This is a genomic window from Amycolatopsis sp. SID8362, assembly GCF_010550475.1.
Taxonomy (GTDB): Bacteria; Actinomycetota; Actinomycetes; order Mycobacteriales; family Pseudonocardiaceae; genus Amycolatopsis; species Amycolatopsis eburnea.
Genome location: NZ_JAAGNB010001717.1, coordinates 1 through 17,437, shown reverse-complemented (window position 1 = coordinate 17,437; position 17,437 = coordinate 1). Strand labels below are relative to the sequence as shown.

14 protein-coding genes are annotated in these 17,437 nt (G+C 70.6%); 9 read left to right on the top strand and 5 right to left on the bottom strand.

Features of this window, described 5'->3' with window-relative positions:
• Positions 1 to 687: M20/M25/M40 family metallo-hydrolase (locus tag G3I65_RS52535; protein ID WP_160703645.1), on the top strand; the 687-nt coding region annotated here is incomplete at its 5' end.
• A 141-nt stretch (positions 688 to 828) separates the two neighbouring features.
• Here G3I65_RS52535 and G3I65_RS52530 read toward each other — a convergent pair.
• A complete protein-coding gene (locus tag G3I65_RS52530; protein WP_160703643.1) occupies positions 829 to 1,461 on the bottom strand; it encodes a bifunctional 2-polyprenyl-6-hydroxyphenol methylase/3-demethylubiquinol 3-O-methyltransferase UbiG in 633 nt (210 codons plus the stop codon).
• A 195-nt stretch (positions 1,462 to 1,656) separates the two neighbouring features.
• On the opposite strand from G3I65_RS52530, the gene G3I65_RS52525 reads away from it, so the two are divergent.
• The 4 genes from G3I65_RS52525 (at position 1,657) to G3I65_RS52510 (ending at position 11,684) form a co-directional block, all read left to right on the top strand.
• A complete protein-coding gene (locus G3I65_RS52525) occupies positions 1,657 to 5,970 on the top strand; it encodes a GH92 family glycosyl hydrolase (protein WP_160703641.1) in 4,314 nt (1,437 codons plus the stop codon).
• Between the two features lie 82 nt (positions 5,971 to 6,052).
• Positions 6,053 to 6,448, top strand: coding sequence for a hypothetical protein (locus G3I65_RS52520; RefSeq protein ID WP_160703639.1), 396 nt, complete (start codon positions 6,053 to 6,055; stop codon positions 6,446 to 6,448).
• A 35-nt stretch (positions 6,449 to 6,483) separates the two neighbouring features.
• Positions 6,484 to 9,606: a GH92 family glycosyl hydrolase gene (locus tag G3I65_RS52515; RefSeq protein ID WP_160703637.1), complete on the top strand. Its 3,123-nt coding sequence runs from the start codon at positions 6,484 to 6,486 to the stop codon at positions 9,604 to 9,606.
• Complete coding sequence (locus G3I65_RS52510) at positions 9,603 to 11,684, top strand: FUSC family protein (RefSeq protein WP_160703635.1); 2,082 nt, start codon at positions 9,603 to 9,605, stop codon at positions 11,682 to 11,684. The genes G3I65_RS52515 and G3I65_RS52510 overlap by 4 nt, the downstream gene beginning before the upstream one ends.
• A gap of 78 nt (positions 11,685 to 11,762) precedes the next feature.
• Here G3I65_RS52510 and G3I65_RS52505 read toward each other — a convergent pair whose 3' ends face one another.
• From G3I65_RS52505 to G3I65_RS52490, 4 genes are all read right to left on the bottom strand, one after another.
• Entirely contained in the window at positions 11,763 to 12,392 is a 630-nt protein-coding gene (locus G3I65_RS52505; RefSeq protein ID WP_166641684.1) for a DUF4360 domain-containing protein, read from the bottom strand.
• Positions 12,393 to 12,633: 241 nt separating this feature from the next.
• Complete coding sequence (locus tag G3I65_RS52500) at positions 12,634 to 13,488, bottom strand: TIGR03560 family F420-dependent LLM class oxidoreductase (RefSeq protein WP_160703633.1); 855 nt, start codon at positions 13,486 to 13,488, stop codon at positions 12,634 to 12,636.
• Between the two features lie 2 nt (positions 13,489 to 13,490).
• Positions 13,491 to 13,856: a VOC family protein gene (locus G3I65_RS52495; protein WP_160703631.1), complete on the bottom strand. Its 366-nt coding sequence runs from the start codon at positions 13,854 to 13,856 to the stop codon at positions 13,491 to 13,493.
• Positions 13,853 to 14,257 (bottom strand): nuclear transport factor 2 family protein, encoded by a 405-nt coding sequence (locus G3I65_RS52490; RefSeq protein WP_160703629.1) that lies wholly within the window; start codon positions 14,255 to 14,257, stop codon positions 13,853 to 13,855. Before G3I65_RS52490 ends, G3I65_RS52495 begins: the two co-directional genes overlap by 4 nt.
• Before the next feature lie 89 nt (positions 14,258 to 14,346).
• On the opposite strand from G3I65_RS52490, the gene G3I65_RS52485 reads away from it, so the two are divergent.
• The 4 genes from G3I65_RS52485 (at position 14,347) to G3I65_RS52470 (ending at position 17,375) form a co-directional block, all read left to right on the top strand.
• Positions 14,347 to 14,778, top strand: coding sequence for a MarR family winged helix-turn-helix transcriptional regulator (locus G3I65_RS52485; protein ID WP_160703647.1), 432 nt, complete (start codon positions 14,347 to 14,349; stop codon positions 14,776 to 14,778).
• Between the two features lie 167 nt (positions 14,779 to 14,945).
• Positions 14,946 to 15,926, top strand: coding sequence for a malate dehydrogenase (locus G3I65_RS52480; RefSeq protein WP_160703627.1), 981 nt, complete (start codon positions 14,946 to 14,948; stop codon positions 15,924 to 15,926).
• A 126-nt stretch (positions 15,927 to 16,052) separates the two neighbouring features.
• Complete coding sequence (locus tag G3I65_RS52475) at positions 16,053 to 16,649, top strand: ClpP family protease (protein WP_160703625.1); 597 nt, start codon at positions 16,053 to 16,055, stop codon at positions 16,647 to 16,649.
• 69 nt (positions 16,650 to 16,718) lie between these two features.
• The gene (locus G3I65_RS52470) at positions 16,719 to 17,375 is read left to right on the top strand and encodes an SGNH/GDSL hydrolase family protein (protein WP_160703623.1); all 657 of its coding nucleotides are present in this window, start codon (positions 16,719 to 16,721) and stop codon (positions 17,373 to 17,375) included.
• Positions 17,376 to 17,437 lie beyond the last annotated feature (62 nt).

Below are 17,437 nucleotides of genomic sequence, written 5' to 3'. Positions count from 1 at the left end.
GCGGGTCACGGCTCGCGCCCGAACGCCGAGAACGCCGTCACCCGGCTGGTGGGTGCGCTGCACCGGATCGCGGCCCACGAGTGGCCGGTGTCGCTGACGCCGGCGGTGCGGGCGTTCCTGGAGCGGACCGGCGCGGCGCTGGGCGTCCCGGTGGACCTGTCCTCTTCGGACGGTGTGGACGCGACGGTGGCCGCGCTGGGCCCGGCGGGCTCGCTGGTGGTCCCGACGGTCCGCAACAGCACGACCCCGACGATGCTCGACGCCGGCTACAAGGTGAACGTGATCCCCTCGACGGCGACCGCGCAGGTCGACGTCCGGGTGCTGCCGGGCACCGAGGAGTCGTTGTTCGCGGCGCTGGACGAGCTGCTCGGCGAAGGGGTGACGCGGGAGTTCGTCGCGCACCAGCCGCCGGTGCAGGCGCCGGTGGACTCGCCGTGGTTCACCGCGATGGCCGACGCGCTGCGGGCGGAGGACCCCGAGGCCGTGGTGGTGCCGTACTGCCTGGGCGGCGGGACGGATGCGAAGGCGTTCGCGCAGCTGGGCATCGACAACTACGGGTTCGCGCCGCTGTGGCTGCCGAAGGGCTTCCCGTACCGGGCGATGGCGCACGGGGTGGACGAGCGGGTCCCGGTCGAGGGGCTGCACTTCGGGACCCGCGTGCTGTCCCGGTTCCTGGCTACCGCGTGAACTCCGGGCCGGTCCTGGGATACCCGGCGCGGTCCGGTCAAGCGCCGGGCACTGCGCCCCAAGGTGGCCTTCGGTGCGTCTGACGCAACGAAGGGCCCCTTGGGTGCGTCAGACGCAACCAAGGTGGCCTTCGTTGCGTGGTTACCGCGTGAACTCCGCCCAGTAGCGGGCGCCGTCGCGGATGGTTTCCAGGCCGATCAGGTGGACGCCGTCCTGGGCGGCCGACTCGACCTCGGCGCGGCTGAACGGCCACGGCGGGGAGACCCAGGTGGTCATGTCCATGTTCTCCTCGGCGACCTCGCACACCAGCAGCGTGCCGCCCGGGGCGAGGAAGCCGGCCAGTGACGTCAGCGCCGCCGGGCGGTAGTCGCGGGGCATCGCCTGGATGTTCATGATCTCCACGACCAGGTCGAACGCGTGCCGCCACTCCCCCGGCGGGTGCAGCAGGTCGGCGACGACGTAGTCCACCGCGGAGTCCGGAAAACGCGCCTGTGCGGCCTTGACCGCGGTCGGGGCGACGTCGAACCCGGTCACCGCCCAGCCCTGCGCGGCCAGGAGCTCGGAGTCGTCGCCGAGGGCGCTGCCGACGACGAGCGCGCGGCGGCCCTCGCCGGGCTGGATCCACTCGGCCAGGTCGGCGTTCGGGGTGCCACGGGTCCACGGGACGACCGCTTCGCCGCGCTCGGCGGCGGTGTAGAGCTGGTCGAACCAGCCGGTCGGATTGCCTTCGGCGAGGGACGCCCGGGAGAGCACCCGGTCGGCGGGGTCGGTCATGGCCGTGACCCTACCGATCACGCCGGTCCGCCGGGAGTGGTTTACCGAGCCCTTGCCTGCCGGGTTGTCCACTTCTGGTCAGGTTTGTCGGCCGGTCTTGACATCGATGTCACCCGCGCGTTTGTCTTCCTGGGCGCCGCCGGTCCCCGCCTGCGCGGCGCCTGATGAACCCGCCCTCCAGCACTGGGAGCAATGATGCCCCGAAGCGCCAGACCACCGGTCGCTTTCCTGGTGACCGCCGCCGTGGTCGCCGCCGGCCTGGTCGCCGTCCCCGCGGCCTCGTCGGCCGCCGACGAAGCTCTGCCCGCCGACTTCTCCTCCTCCTTCGAGGCCGGTGACGTCCAGCCGACCTGGACCGACACCGTGGACACCGACGCCGACGGCAAGCCCCGCGCGTCCGGGATCAACGGCGCGAACGGCACCGCGATCCCCGGCGACATCCGCGGCAAGGTCACCGAAAGCAGCGCCAGCAGCGAGAACACCAGCGGCGGCGAGGTCGTGTCGAACCTCTTCGACGGGACCACCGACACCAAGTGGCTGTCCTGGGACCCGACCGCGTGGGCCCAGGTCACGCTGTCGGAGCCGACGTCGATCACGCACTACGCGCTGTCCTCGGCCAACGACTTCGACAACCGCGACCCCAAGGACTGGACGCTGCAGGGCTCGAACGACGCCCTCACCTGGACCGACGTCGACAAGCAGGCCGACCAGGCGTTCACCGCCCGGTTCCAGCAGAAGGACTACCGGCTCGCCACCCCGACCGCGAAGTACAAGTTCTTCCGGCTCAACGTCACCCGCAACAACGGCGGCCCGATCCTGCAGCTCTCGGAGCTGCTGCTGGCCAACGACGACCCGGCCCCGCCGCCGCTGCCGAACATGCGCAGCTTCACCGACTCCGGCCCGACCAGCGGGTACACGAACAAGAACCGCGTCGGCTTCACCGGGCTCAAGGCGTTCCGCTACTCCGGCAGCCAGACCGCCGAGGGCCACGGCTGGTCCTACAACAAGGTCTTCGACGTCGACGTCCCCGTCGTCGCCTCCACCGAGCTGTCCTACAAGGTGCAGCCGCAGTTCATCACCGGTGACCTGAAGTACCAGAGCACGAACGTCGCGATCGACCTCGTGTTCACCGACGGCACCCGGCTGCGCGACCTCGGCGCGACCGACCAGTACGGCTTCCCGCTGACGCCGGAGGGCCAGGGCAGGAGCAAGGTCCTCTACACCAACCAGTGGAACCTGGTGCGCTCGGCGATCGGCACGGTCGCCAAGGGCAAGACGATCGACCGGATCCTGGTCGGCTTCGACAACCCCGACGGCCCCGGCTCGCTGCAGGGCTGGCTCGACGACGTCAAGATCTCGGCGACGCCGACCCCGCCGGCCAGCACCCGCCCGACCGACAACGTGCTGACCACGCGCGGCACGATGGCCAACGGCACCTTCTCCCGCGGCAACAACTTCCCCGCCACCGCGGTGCCGCACGGCTTCAACTTCTGGACCCCGGTGACCGACGCCGGGTCGGCCAGCTGGCTGTACAACTACAGCACCCAGAACAACGCCGACAACCTGCCGGCGCTGCAGGCGTTCAGCGTCAGCCACGAGCCGAGCCCGTGGATGGGTGACCGGCAGAGCTTCCAGGTGATGCCGTCCGCGGCCGCCGGCGTGCCCGACGCCAACCGCGACAAGCGCGCGCTGGCGTTCAAGCACAGCGACGAAACCGCGCGGGCGCACTACTACGGCGTGCAGTTCCAGAACGGGATCAAGACCGAGATCGCCCCGACCGACCACGCGGCGGTCATGCGGTTCGGCTTCCCGGGCACGGACTCCAGCCTGATCTTCGACAACGTCAACAACTCCGGCGGGCTGACGCTCGACCCGGCGACGGGCACGCTGTCCGGGTTCACCGACGCCAAGAGCGGCCTCTCGGCGGGGGCGGGGCGGATGTTCGTCTACGCCACCTTCGACAAGCCGGTCACCGCGGGCGGCAAGCTCACCGGGCAGGGCCGCGACAACGTCACCGGCTACCTGCGCTTCGACGCCGGCGCCGACAAGACGGTGACCATGCGGATCGCGACGTCGCTGATCAGCGTGGAGCAGGCCAAGAAGAACCTGGCCCAGGAGATCGCCCCGAACGCGACCTTCGACTCCGTCCGCGACGCCGCGCAGCGCACGTGGGACGACCAGCTGAAGGTGATCGAGGTCGAGGGCGCGTCGAAGGACCAGATCACGACGCTCTACTCGAACCTGTACCGGCTGTTCCTGTACCCGAACTCGGCGTTCGAGAACACCGGCACGACCGAGAAGCCGGCCTACAAGTACGCGAGCTTCGTCTCGCCGAAGGCCGGGGCGGACACCCCGACGCAGACCGGGTCGAAGATCGTCGACGGCCAGACCTACGTCAACAACGGCTTCTGGGACACCTACCGCACCACCTGGCCGGCGTACTCGCTGCTCACGCCGGACATGGCCGGGAAGATGGTCGACGGGTTCGTGCAGCAGTACCGCGACGGCGGCTGGATCTCCCGCTGGTCCTCCCCGGGCTACGCGGACCTGATGACCGGCACCAGCGCCGATGTGGCGTTCGCCGACGCCTACCTCAAGGGCGTGCGCAACTTCGACGTCAAGTCGTTCTACGACGCGGCGCTGAAGGACGCGACGGTGACCCCGCCGAACAACGCGGTCGGCCGCAAGGGCGTCGACGAGGGCATGTTCCTCGGCTACGCGCCCAACACCGCCGACCACGGGTTCTCGTGGTCGATCGAGGGCTACGTCAACGACTTCGGCATCGCGAACCTGTCGAAGAAGCTCTACGACGAAGCCCCGGCGAGCGACCCGCGCAAGCAGGAGTACCTGTCGAACTACGAGTACTTCACCAGCCGCGCGCAGCAGTACGTGAACCTGTTCGACCCGAGTGTCGGCTTCTTCCAGGGCCGGGACGCGGCGGGCAAGTTCAGCCGGTCGCCGCAGGACTACGACCCGCGGGTGTGGGGCATCGACTACACCGAGACCGACGGCTGGGGCATGGCGTTCTCCGTGCCCCAGGACGGTCAGGGCCTGGCGAACCTCTACGGCGGCAAGGCCGGTCTGGCGAAGAAGCTGGACGCGTTCTTCGCCGACCAGGAGACCGCCAACTTCCCGGGTTCCTACGGTGGCGTGATCCACGAGATGCGGGAGGCCCGCGACGTCCGGATGGGCCAGCTGGGTCACTCGAACCAGGCCTCGCACCACACGCTCTACATGTACGACTACGCGGGCCAGCCGTCGAAGACGCAGGAGAAGGTCCGCGAAGCGCTCTCGCGGCTCTACACCGGCAGCGAGATCGGCCAGGGCTACGCGGGTGACGAGGACAACGGCGAGCAGTCGGCGTGGTGGACGTTCAGCGCGCTGGGCTTCTACCCGCTGCAGATGGGCAGCCCGAACTACGCGATCGGGTCGCCGCTGTTCAAGAAGGCGACGATCCACCTGGCCGGCGGCAAGGACCTGGTGATCAACGCGCCGAAGAACAGCGCGAAGAACGTCTACGTCCAGGGTGTGAAGGTCAACGGCAAGGCGTACTCCTCGACGTCGCTGCCGCAGGACGTGATCGCTCGCGGCGGGGTCATCGACTTCGACATGGGCCCGAACCCGTCGTCGTGGGGCACCGGCCCGAACGACGCGCCGAAGTCGATCACCCAGGGCGACGCCGTCCCGGCGCCGCTGCACGACGAGACCGGCCCCGGCAGGGGCACGCTGTCCACTTCGGACGGCTCGGACGCGGCGGCGCTGGTGGACAACACCTCGCGCACCCAGGCCGCGGTCACCGGCGCCGTGCAGTACCAGCTCAACAACACCGACGAGGCCGTCACGAACTACACGCTGACGTCCCAGACCGGTGCGGGCGACCCGAAGAGCTGGACGCTGAAGGGCTCCTACGACGGCAAGACGTGGGCGGTGGCCGACCAGCAGACCAACCAGTCGTTCAGCTGGCGGCAGCAGACCCGCGCGTTCAAGGTCGCCAACCCGGCGCACTACGCCTACTACAAGCTCGAAGTGACCGCGACCAGCACCGGCGCCCCGGCGCAGCTGGCCGAGTTCGAGCTGCTGGGCAAGCCGGACGCGGCGTGCACCCGCACCGTGACGGGTACTTCGGGACCGCTGTCGGTCACTTCGGGCACGGTGTGCCTGCAGGACGCGACGGTCTCCGGCCCGGTGACGGTGTCCGGCGGCGCCTCCCTGATCGTCCGCGGCGGCCGGATCGACGGCCCGCTGTCGGCGACCGGCGCCGGCCAGATCGTGCTGAACCGCACGAAGATCGGCGGCCCGGTGGCGATCACCGGCACGACCGGGACGGTGTCGATCGAGCTGACCGACATCGCCGGCCCGGTCGCGCTGACCGCCAACCACGGCCCGGTGCTGACGTCGAGCACGGTCGGCGGCCCGCTGGCGTGCTCGTCGAACTCGCCGGTGCCGACGGACTACGACCTGCCGAACACCGTCCGCGGCCCGGCCGCGGATCAGTGCGCGAAGATCTAGCCCGGTAAAAGCTGTGAAGGCCACCTCTAGAGTTCCTGGAGGTGGCCTTCACAGCGTTCGCGGTGGGGCCGGCGCCGACAGAATGATTGCCCGGAGGCCGACGTTCGACGGTGACGTCCTGACCGCGAGCGTGTACATCCTCGACCTGCCGGATCCCCACAGCGGCCCGTCCGTTCGACGAGCCCGTTACCAGGTCGGGGCGTACCGGGACGTGCTGCTGCGCCAGCGGCGCAACGCTCTGGGCCGGACCATGTGGCAGTTTCCCGGTGGGCGCCTCGGCGCCGGGGAGCCCGCCCCGGCGGAGCGGGACGACCTGATCGCCTTCGGGCCGCTGCTGTCCGACGACGGCGGCACCGGCCTCGGCACCGCCGCGCTGGTCCGCGCTCCGGACCCGGCCGCCGCACGGGCCGTTCTCACCGGCGAGGAGTACGCCACCGTCGAAGTCCGCGCCTGGCGGCCCGGCGGGCGGCCCGGCTGAGCGCGGCTGCGCCGTTCGGCGGATACGGTGTCCCCATGCCCGACGCCGTGTTCTTCTCCTCCTTCGAAAGCGGTGACCCGCAGCCCGCGGATCCCGCGCTGGTCGTGGACAGCGGGCCGGACCGCTCCCCCACGGCCAAGACCGGCGTCGGCTTCACCGGGGCGCGTGCCCTGCGCTACAGCGCCCGCCCGCGCGCGGTCCTGTTCGAGCTCGACGTCCCGGTCACCGGGCGCACCGAGCTGTCCTATGTGGTCTTCCCGGCCGCCGACGGCGAGATCCCGGCCTACCACGCGACCCGGGTCAGCCTCGACGTCGAGTTCGCCGACGGCACCACAGCCGGGTTCGAGCCGGTGGACGACAAGACGCTCTGGGTGGACCAGTGGAACCCGGTGCGCCGCCCGCTGGGTGCGTTCGCCGGACGCCGGATCAGCCGGATCGTCCTGCGCACCGACGCCCCGAGCGACATCACGGGATGGATCGACGACGTCCGCGTCGCCGAGCGCGCCAAGCCGCCGCGGGACCCGGTCGACTACGTCCGCACCACCCGCGGCACGCACTCCAGTGGCGACTTCTCCCGCGGCAACAACTTCCCGGCCACCGCGGTGCCGCACGGCTTCAACTTCTGGACCCCGGTCACCGACGCCGGCGTCACCAACTGGATCTACTCCTACCACCGCCACAACGACGAGCAGAACCGTCCCGCGCTGCAGGCCATCGCGCTGAGCCACCAGCCGAGCCCGTGGATGGGCGACCGCCACACCTTCCACCTCATGCCCGGCACCGGCCCGGTCGAGCCGAACCGGCGCAAGCGGGCGCTGGCCTTCTCCCACGCCGACGAAACCGACTCACCGCACCACTACGGTGTCCGGTTCGCCAACGGGATGACCGCCGACCTGGCCCCGACGTCGCACGCGGCGATCATCCGGTGCACGTTCCCCGACAAGCACGGCTGGCTGCTGTTCGACAACGTCCGCAACCGCGGCCGGCTGCGGATCAACGCCGACACCGGCGTGATCAGCGGGTACACCCGGGTCCGCAGCCGGCTGTCCGCCGGGGCGCGCCGGATGTTCGTCTACGGCGTCACCGACGCGCCGGCGACCCGGGGCGCGAAGGTCCGGTGGCCGCCGTGGCGGCGCGTGTCGGGGTACTTCGAGTTCGACGGCCCCGACGTCACGCTGCGGATCGCGACGTCGCTGATCAGCCTCGCCCAGGCCAAGCGCAACCTCGAGCTGGAGATCCCGGAGGGGACGACGTTCGAGCAGGTGAAGGCGCAGGCCAGACGGCTGTGGCAGGAGCAGCTCGGCCGCGTCGAGGTCGAGGGCGCGACCGAGGACCAGGCCACGACGCTGTACTCCAACCTCTACCGGCTGTTCCTGTACCCGAACGTCGCGCACGAGAACACGCCGAACGGGATCCGCCACGCGAGCCCGGTCGTGCGGCGGTGCTGGCCGAGCACCCGCCGCCGCACCGGCGCGAAGGTCGTCGACGGCGAGCTGTACGTCAACAACGGCTTCTGGGACACCTACCGCACGACCTGGCCGGCGTACGCGCTGCTCACCCCGGAGCACTGCGGCCGGCTGGTCGACGGGTTCGTGCAGCAGTACCGCGAAGGCGGCTGGATCTCCCGCTGGTCCTCGCCCGGCTACGCCGACCTGATGACCGGGACCAGCTCCGACGTCGCGTTCGCCGACGCCTACCTCAAGGGCGTCCGCGACTTCGACGTCGAAGCCGCCTACGACGCCGGGCTGAAGAACGCGACCGTCACCCCGCCGCACCGGGCGGTCGGCCGCAAGGGCCTCGAGGAGTCGATCTTCCTGGGCTGGACCCCGGTGTCGGTCCACGAAGGACTGTCGTGGGCGCTCGAAGGCTGCATCAACGACTTCGGCCTCGCCAACCTCTCCGACGCACTTTCACGTGAAAGTGACGGGGAGCGGGCCCGCCGGTACGCCGACTACGCGGCCTACTTCCGCGAACGCGCGAAGCACTACGTCCACCACTTCGACCCCGAGATCGGGTTCTTCCAGGGCCGCCACCGCGACGGCCGCCGCAAGTTCGCCCCGGCCGGCTACGACCCGGCGGCCTGGGGCGGCGACTTCGTCGAAACCAACGCCTGGAACACCGCCTTCACCGCACCCCACGACGGCCCCGGCCTCGCCGCCCTCCACGGCGGCAACGCCGGCCTCGAAGCCAAGCTGGACACCTTCTTCGCCACCCCCGAGACCGGACGGCGGCCCGGCGCGTACGGCGGCCTGATCCACGAGATGACCGAAGCCCGCGACGTCCGCATGGGCCAGTACGGCCACTCCAACCAGCCCTCGCACCACATCCCCTACGTCTACAACCTCGCCGGCGCGCCCGCTAAAACCCAGCGCACCGTCCGGGAAGTGCTGCGGCGGCTCTACCTCGGCAGCGCGATCGGCCAGGGCTACCCCGGCGACGAGGACAACGGCGAGATGTCCGCGTGGTACGTCTTCAGCGCACTCGGCTTCTACCCGCTGCAGATGGGCAGCCCCCGCTACGCCATCGGCTCGCCCCTCTTCGAAAAGGCGACCGTCCACCTGGGCGAGGGCAGGAAACTCGTCGTCCGCGCACCCGGCAACACCGACGAGACCGTCTACGTCCGCGGGCTCACGGTGAACGGCGAACCGCACGAAGACACCTCGATCGCCCACGCCACCCTCGCCGGCGGCGCCGAGCTGGTCTTCGAGCTCACCACCGAACCCACCGGCTGGGGCACCCCGCCACCGCCCGCCGAACAACCGGCCCCGATCACCGACCTCACCGGCACCGCGACGAGCGCCGAAGCCAAGGACGTCGGCGCGCTGTTCGACGACACCACCCGCACCCAGGTCACCTTCCGCGGTGCCACGCCGTCGATCGAGTTCACCGTCACCGGCGAGCCCCGCCCGGTCACGATGTACACGCTCACCTCCGGCGCCCGCCGCGGCGACCCCAGCGCGTGGGTCTTGGAAGGCTCCGACGACGGGACCGAGTGGACCACCCTCGACGAACGCTCCGGCGAACTGTTCCGGTGGCGGCGCCAGACCCGGCCGTTCGCCCTCGCCACCCCCGCCGCGCACGCCCGCTACCGGCTGCGGATCACCGCCACCCGCGGCCGCCGCACCACCCTCGCCCAGTGGGAGCTGCTCGCCCGATGAACCGGTACCGCCTCGCCGCCCTCGACCGGCTCGCGGCGGCCGACCCCGGCCTGGTCCGGCTGCGGCTGGCCGGCTCCGCCGTGCTCGGCATCGTCCTGGCCGTGGGCGCGCTGCTGCCCGCGCACCTGCCGCTGACCGTGATGCTCGTCGGCGCCATCGCCGCCATGATGACCGCGTTCACCGTCAACGACGCCACCCCGGGCGCCCAGGGCGTGACGCTCGTCCTGGCGTTCCTCACCGGCGCCGCGTCGATCACCACCGCCAGTCTCGGCTCGACGCTGCCGCCGCTGGACAGCGTCGTGTTCGTCCTGCTGATCTTCGTCGCCGTCTACGCCCAGCGCTTCGGCCCCCGCGGCACCGCGCTCGGGTCGATCGCGTTCTTCCTCTTCTTCTTCCCGATGTTCCTGCAGGCCCACCTCAAGCAGGTGCCGCAGCTGCTGCTGGCCCTCGCGGTGGGGGTGCTCGCCAACGCCGTCGTCCGGTTCGTGCTGCTGCGGCACAACGCCGAAGCCGAGTTCATGCGGGTCCGCCGGGCCTTCCGCGCCCGGCTCGCCGCCGTCGTCCGCGCCACCGAGGCGTACCTGGCCGTGGGCGGCAGCGACCGCACCCGCAAGCAGCTGCGCACCGCGCTCGCCCGGCTCCACGAATGCGTCCTGCTCATCGAAGACGCCGCCCCCGACGTCGTCGACGCCCGCGCCGCCGACCGCCTCCGCCGCCGCGCCATCGAAGTGGAACTCGCCGTGCAGTGGCTGGCCAGCACCGTGCAGCGCACCTGCTCCGACGAACTCGGCCCGGACGTCCGCGACGACCTCATCGCCCGGCTCGCCCGCTTCCGCGCCCTGATGGAACGCGACCCGCGCGAGCTCCCGCTGATCAGCCAGACCGGTGAATACAGCCGCATGCTCGTCGAAGGCAGCCGCATCGACGAACACGCCGCCCCCGGCGACGGCGTCCGCAAGGCACTGGCCGAACTCGCGCTCGCCGACGACCGCGCCCAGCGCGCCGCCATACCCGAATCCACTGTGGACCCGCCCGAGGACGAGGCCGACGAGCCCGAGCCCCGGTTCGCCTACGACAACCGCACCCGCAGCGCCATCCAGGCCGTCGTCGGCGGCGGGCTCGCCGTGCTCGGCGGGGAACTGGTGTCCCACCAGCGCTGGTACTGGGCCGTGCTCACCGTCTTCGTCGTGTTCATCGGCGCCTCCAGCGCCGGCGCCACCTTCGTCAAGGGCGTCCGCCGCCTCGGCGGCACCCTCATCGGCATCGTCGGCGGGGTCCTGCTCGCGCTGCTGGTCGGCGGCAACACCCCGGCCACCCTCGCGCTGATCCTCGTCTGCGTGTTCGGCATGGTCTACACCGCACGCGTCTCGCAGGTGGTGATGGCGTTCTTCATCACCAGCATGCTCGGCCTGCTCTACAGCCTGCTCGGCACGTTCAGCCTCGCCGTGCTCTGGATCCGCGTCGCCGAAACCGCCGTCGGCGCGGCCGCGGGCATCCTCGCCGCGGTCGTCATCGTCCCGGTCCGCACCCGCTCGGTCATGCTCGACGACATCGCCGAGGTCCTCGACGAGCTCGAGGAGTTCCTCGAGCACACCCGCGGCCTCCTCGCCGGCGAGGAGAACGTCAACATCATCGAGCTCTCCCGCGACCTCGACCGCTCCGTCGAGGTCGTCCGGACCACCATCGAACCGCTGACCCACCCGGTCAACCTGCGCAGCGCCCGCCGCGACTACGGCTGGCACGTCCTGACCACCCTCGAAACCATCGCCTTCCGCGCCCGCCACGTCGCCGCCCGCGCCCAGCCCGGCATGCTCGCCGGCACCGACACCGACCGGCTCCGCCAGTTCACCGGCCGGCTGCTGACCAACATCGACGTCCTCCGCGAAGCGCTCGACGCGCCGGGTGGCCCCACACCCGGCACGCTCGTGCGCGACGACGGCACCCCGGTCTCCGACCGCGTCGAGCAGGCCGAAACCCGCGCCGTCCTGTCCAGCCTCAGCCACCTCGACGAAGCCCTGGTCTCCCTCGGCCGCGTCTTCGGCCTCCAGGCCACCGACCCCCGGGCCCCGGCGAAGTAGCGAACCGGCCGGGGCGGCGCGGTTCCTGGCCGCGCCGCCCCTCTCCACCTTCTCCGCCTCACCCGGAGCCGGAGCCGATCAGGGGCAGGCCAGCCACGCGAAGTGGTACACCGTGGTGATGCTGCCGTCGGTCGAGTCCATCGTGACGTAGCTCGTCGTCTTCTTCGGATCCGACGTCCCGGCCGCCGCACGCAGTTCCGTGTTGATGTTCAAATTGCGTTCCTCGCCGCACGGCTTGAACACGATGGCACCGACCTCCGTCGAATCGGTGAAATGCCAGTCGTCCTCGAACGGCCCCGCCAGCGGGTGCTGCACGTACGCCGTCGGGGAATTCCCCTGGAAATAGTAGTTCGCTCTTTCCAGACCGGTCGCGCCCCGTTCCAGGTGGGCGAATCCGCGGTAGTCGGCCTGCGCGATTCCGTAGGTGAAGCCCTGTGGCACGTGCACCCGCAGGCCGATCTGGCAGTTCTTCCTGGCGTCCAGCGGGCCGGCCCCGACGCCGACCAAGGCCGTGTAGGCGCTGTAGGTCACCGTGAACGCCGTGTTGTCCTGCGAAACCGCCACCGCGGACGTGTTCGGCGGACAACCCGTGCCGATCGCGTTCACGACGTCGATGACGATTTTGTCGGGCGGCGGAGGAGTGTTCCACGAATGCGGGGAGACCACAGAGGACAGCGCCATTACGGCAGCAACGACCGCAGACAGCATCGAAATCCTTCCCAATACATTCACATTGGGTACGGGGGCGCCGACCATGGTAGCGAAAGGATCATGGAAGCAAACGCCACTGAACGGAGCAACACGCCGTAGCCGTCCCGCCACGCGGTATACCGATAATTTCGAACCCGCATTTCGCGAAAACGAAAGAATACGGGGGAAAACGATTTCGCACCCCCGGACCGCCGCCCGCCGCGGGTGATCACCCACGCGACGTCCGGGCTTGATCGTTTCACCCCGCCAGCAGCGCCCCGGCCCGCCCCAGCGTCCCGACCGACGACGGCGACCACGGACCCGCCGTGATCACCACCGCGTGCTCGATCCCCCACGCGGCGAACTCCGCGCACCGCGCCGCGAACGCCTCCGCCGACTCTCCCGGCGCGAGCCGGGTGCTGATCGTCTTCTCGATCTCCCCGTACGGCCGGCCCACCGCCTCGCAGTGCCGCGCGAGGACGTCCAGCTTGTGCCGCACGGTCTTGCCGCCGTCCGGGATGTCGAACACGTTGCAGGCATCGGCGTACCGCGCCACGAGCCGCAGCGTCTTCCGCTCACCCGCCCCGCCGATCAGCAGCCGCGGCCGCCGCACCGGACGCGGGTTCCCGATCGGACGGTCCAGCCGCAGGTGGGTGCCCTCGAACGGCGAGGAGTCACCGTCCCACATCCGCCGCGCCAGCCGCAGCGTCTCCTCCAGCACCTCGAACCGCTCGGCCACCGGCGGGAAGGGCAAGCCCATCGCCCGCGCCTCACCTTCGTGGTGCCCGGTACCGACCCCGAACCGCGCCCGCCCGCCGGAGAGCACGTCCAGCGTCGTGACCGCCTTGATCAGCAGCGACGCCGGCCGGAACGTCACCGCCGACACCATCGTCCCCAGCCCGATCCGCCGCGTCCGGGCGGCGAGGAACCCCAGCGTCGTGTACGCCTCGAGCATCGCCGAATCCGGCGTGCTGTTCGGGTCGGCCTGCAGCAGGTGATCGGGCACCCACAACGTGTCCAGCCCCGCATCCTCGGCCGCGACCGCGACGGCCGCCAGCTCTTCGGTCAGCTTGTCCGGCCACGAGAAGTCCGTGACCCCGATGCTCAGCCGCACGGCTACCCCCTCGTCAGCAGTTCCAGGTTGTGCCCGTCGGGGTCCTCGAAGTAGACCCCGCGGCCGCCGTTCATCGAGTTGAGCTCACCGGCCCGCTCGTGGAACGGGTCCGCCCAGTACGTGATCCCGGCCCGCTCGATCCGCGCCAGCGCGGCGTCGAAGTCGTCGTCGCCGACCAGGAACGCGTAGTGCTGGCTCGTCACCCGGTCGACCCGCAGGTAGTCCAGCGTGACCCCGTTCGCCAGCGCGACCGGCACGAACGGCCCGGTCACCGGCCCCACCTCCAGGCCGAGGATCCCGGCCAGGAACTCCGCCGACTTCTCCCGGTCCGTGACACACACGATCGTGTGATTCAGCTCGACGCTCATCGCCGCTCTCCCGCCAGTGCGAACGGCGGCGGCCCGCCGATCGGGCTCAGGTGGATGCCGGCCAGCCGCCAGCGGTCGTCCTCGCGGACCAGGACGTGCGTGGCGCGGAACCGGCCGTTCACCGGGTTGCCCCGGTGCTTCGCGACCTGCTCGTGCACGCCGATCGCGATCGCGGTCGTGCCGAAGTCGCGGACCTCCACCTCGTCCCACGCCAGCTTCTCGGTCACCAGGTCACCGCCGCCGTAGCGGGCCAGCCACTGGTCGCGGTCCAGGACGAAACCCAGCGGGCCGACCAGCCGGAACCCGTCGGCGGCCAGACCGGCCAGCACTGCGGTGTCACCCCGCTCCTCCGCCGCCGCCCACACGCGGCCGAACTCGCGGACCTGCTCTTCGGTGCTCATCGCGTTCCCCTTCCGGTTCGATGAGCTCAACGTTAGAAGTCGAACGATTAGATGTCAAACGGTTAGACATCTGCGGTAAGGTCCTGCCCGTGCCACCACCCACCACCGCCCCCATCGGCGTCGTCCTCGCCCGCACCGCCAAAACCGCAGGCCGCGCCTTCGACCAGGCCCTCGCCACCGCCGGCGGCTCCCAACCCGTCTGGCAGATCCTCATCTCCCTCAAAACCCACCCCGTCGCCAACCAACGCGAACTCGCCGACGCCGTCGGCATCCAAGGCGCCACCCTCACCCACCACCTCAACGGCATGGAAACCGCCGGCCTCGTCACCCGCCGCCGCGACCCCGAAAACCGCCGCGTCCACCTCGTCGAACTCACCGAACACGGCGAACAGCTCTTCCACCGCCTCGCCACCGCCGCCATCGCCCACGACCAACGCATGCGAAAAGGCCTCACCGACAGCGAGATCGCCCAGCTCGCCGACCTCCTCCACCGACTGGCGGCCAACGTCACCGACACCTGAAAAGCGAGCTGTGACAAACCGGGGCTCCGCACCGGGCCGGGGGCTTCGCCACCCGGACCCCTGAAAAGCGATCCGCGCAACAGTGACTGGACGCACCCGACCAGCAACGCCCAGGAGGGATAGGCTCCACACCACTAGCCAAAGTCGTCTCAAGCTGGAGTACCGCAATGACCCAAGCCCCTGTCAACGTGACCGTCACCGGCGCCGCCGGCCAGATCGGCTACGCGCTGCTCTTCCGCATCGCTTCCGGTCAGCTCCTCGGCCAGGACGTCCCGGTGAAGCTGCGGCTCCTCGAGATCCCGCAGGCGGTCAAGGCGGCCGAGGGCACCGCCATGGAGCTCGACGACGGCGCCTTCCCGCTCCTGGCCGGCATCGACATCTTCGACGACCCCAAGCAGGCCTTCGAAGGCACCAACATCGCCCTCCTCGTCGGCGCCCGCCCCCGCAGCAAGGGCATGGAGCGCGGCGACCTCCTCGAAGCCAACGGCGGCATCTTCAAGCCCCAGGGCGAAGCCATCAACGCCGGCGCCGCCGACGACATCAAGGTCCTCGTCGTCGGCAACCCCGCCAACACCAACGCCCTCATCGCCCAGTCGCACGCCCCCGACGTACCCGCCGACCGCTTCACCGCGATGACCCGCCTCGACCACAACCGCGCCCTCGCCCAGCTCTCGAAGAAGCTCGGCGTCCCCGTCACCGAGCTCAAGAAGCTCGCCATCTGGGGCAACCACTCCGCCACCCAGTACCCCTCGGTCCAGCACGCCGAGGTCGGCGGCAAGGCCGTCGAGGTCGACCAGGCCTGGCTCGAGAGCGACTTCATCCCCACCGTCGCCAAGCGCGGCGCCGCCATCATCGAAGCCCGCGGCCTCTCCTCCGCCGCCTCGGCCGCCTCCGCCGCCATCGACCACGTCTACACCTGGGTCAACGGCACCCCGGCCGGCGACTGGACCTCCGCCGGCGTCGTCTCCGACGGCTCCTACGGCGTCGCCGAAGGCATCATCTCGTCCTTCCCCGTCACCGCCAAGGACGGCAAGTACGAGATCGTCCAGGGCCTCGAGATCGACGACTTCTCCCGCGCCCGCATCGACGCCTCCGTCGCCGAGCTCGTCGAAGAGCGCGACACCGTCAAGAAGCTCGGCCTCATCTGAGCCCACACCGCGTAAAAGGGGCCGCCGTCCGGTGTGGACGGCGGCCCCTTTTCGCGTCCGGCGAACACCGCACGCCCACAGCGAAACCCGCCCCGCCCCACGGATCTCCGGCCCTACCGTCGGCCCATGACCCTTCTCGCCCTACCCGACATGCACACCCCGACCCAGAGCCCCGACGAATCGGTCTACCAGCAACTCCTGCGCGACCGCATCGTCTTCCTCGGCTCCGAAGTCACCGACGAGGTCGCCAACCGCATCGTCGCCCAGCTCCTCCTCCTCGCCGCCGACGACCCCGACAAGGACATCACCTTCTACATCAACTCACCCGGCGGCTCCGTCACCGCAGGCATGGCCATCTACGACACCATGCAGCTCGTCAAACCCGACGTCTCCACCTGGGGCCTCGGCTTCGTCGCCTCCATGGGCCAGTTCCTGCTCACCTCCGGCACCCCCGGCAAGCGCTACCTCCTCCCCAACACCCGCATCGTCATGCACCAGCCCTCAGCGGGCATCGGCGGCGCCGCCACCGACATCGCCATCCAGGCCGAGGTCTTCGGCAAGATGAAGCGCCGCATCGCCCAGATCACCGCCGCCCAGACCGGCCAGACCGTCGAACGCATCACCGCCGACGCCGACCGCGACCGCTGGTTCGACGCCGACGAAGCCCTCACCTACGGCTTCGTCGACCACATCGTGGCGAACGGGCAAACCGCCACGGCCTGACAGCGCGAAAGCGGGGGATGCCAGCCCGCTGTGCGTCCCCCGCCAGCCGGCACCACCACGCTCGACCGCATGACGATCACCTTGAAGCCCCACAGCACCGTGCTCTTCGCCGGCGACTCCATCACCACCCTCTGGCGACCCGAAGGCGAAGACCGCTGCGGCTACCCCCTGCTCGTCGCCGGCGAATGGTGCTTCCGCCACCCCGGCCGCCCCATCACCTGGCTCGACACCGCCGACGCCGGCCACACCGTGACCGACCTCGAAGCCCGCTGGCAGACCGACGTCCTCGACGCCCACCCCGATGTGGTCTCGATCCTCGTCGGCGTCAACGACAACGGGCGCCACACCTTCGATCCCCGCGCCCGCGAAGTCTCCGCGGACGAGTTCGCGGCGGGCTACGACCGCCTCCTCGCACCCCTCGCCGAGGCCGGCACGGAGCTGATCCTCATCGAGCCGTTCCTCCTGCCGGTCGACGGGATCACCGAAGCCGGTGACATCCGCATCGACGACGACGTCCGCCGGGACTGGCGAGCCGGCCTCGACCCGAAGATCCAGGCCGTGCGGCACCTCGCGAGCGAGTACGGTGCCCGCCTGCTCGCCGCCGACCGCATGTTCGCCGCGCTCTCCGCGGAAACCGGACCGCGACGCTGGTCCAAGGACGGCGTGCACCCGACCCCCGCCGGCCACGCGGCACTCGCGGAAGCGTGGTTGCGGCTGGTCGCCTGAAGGGGTCCCCGGTTCTGTGCGGGTTTTACGGGGTCATAAGCGACGGCGGGGGCTGGTTTTTC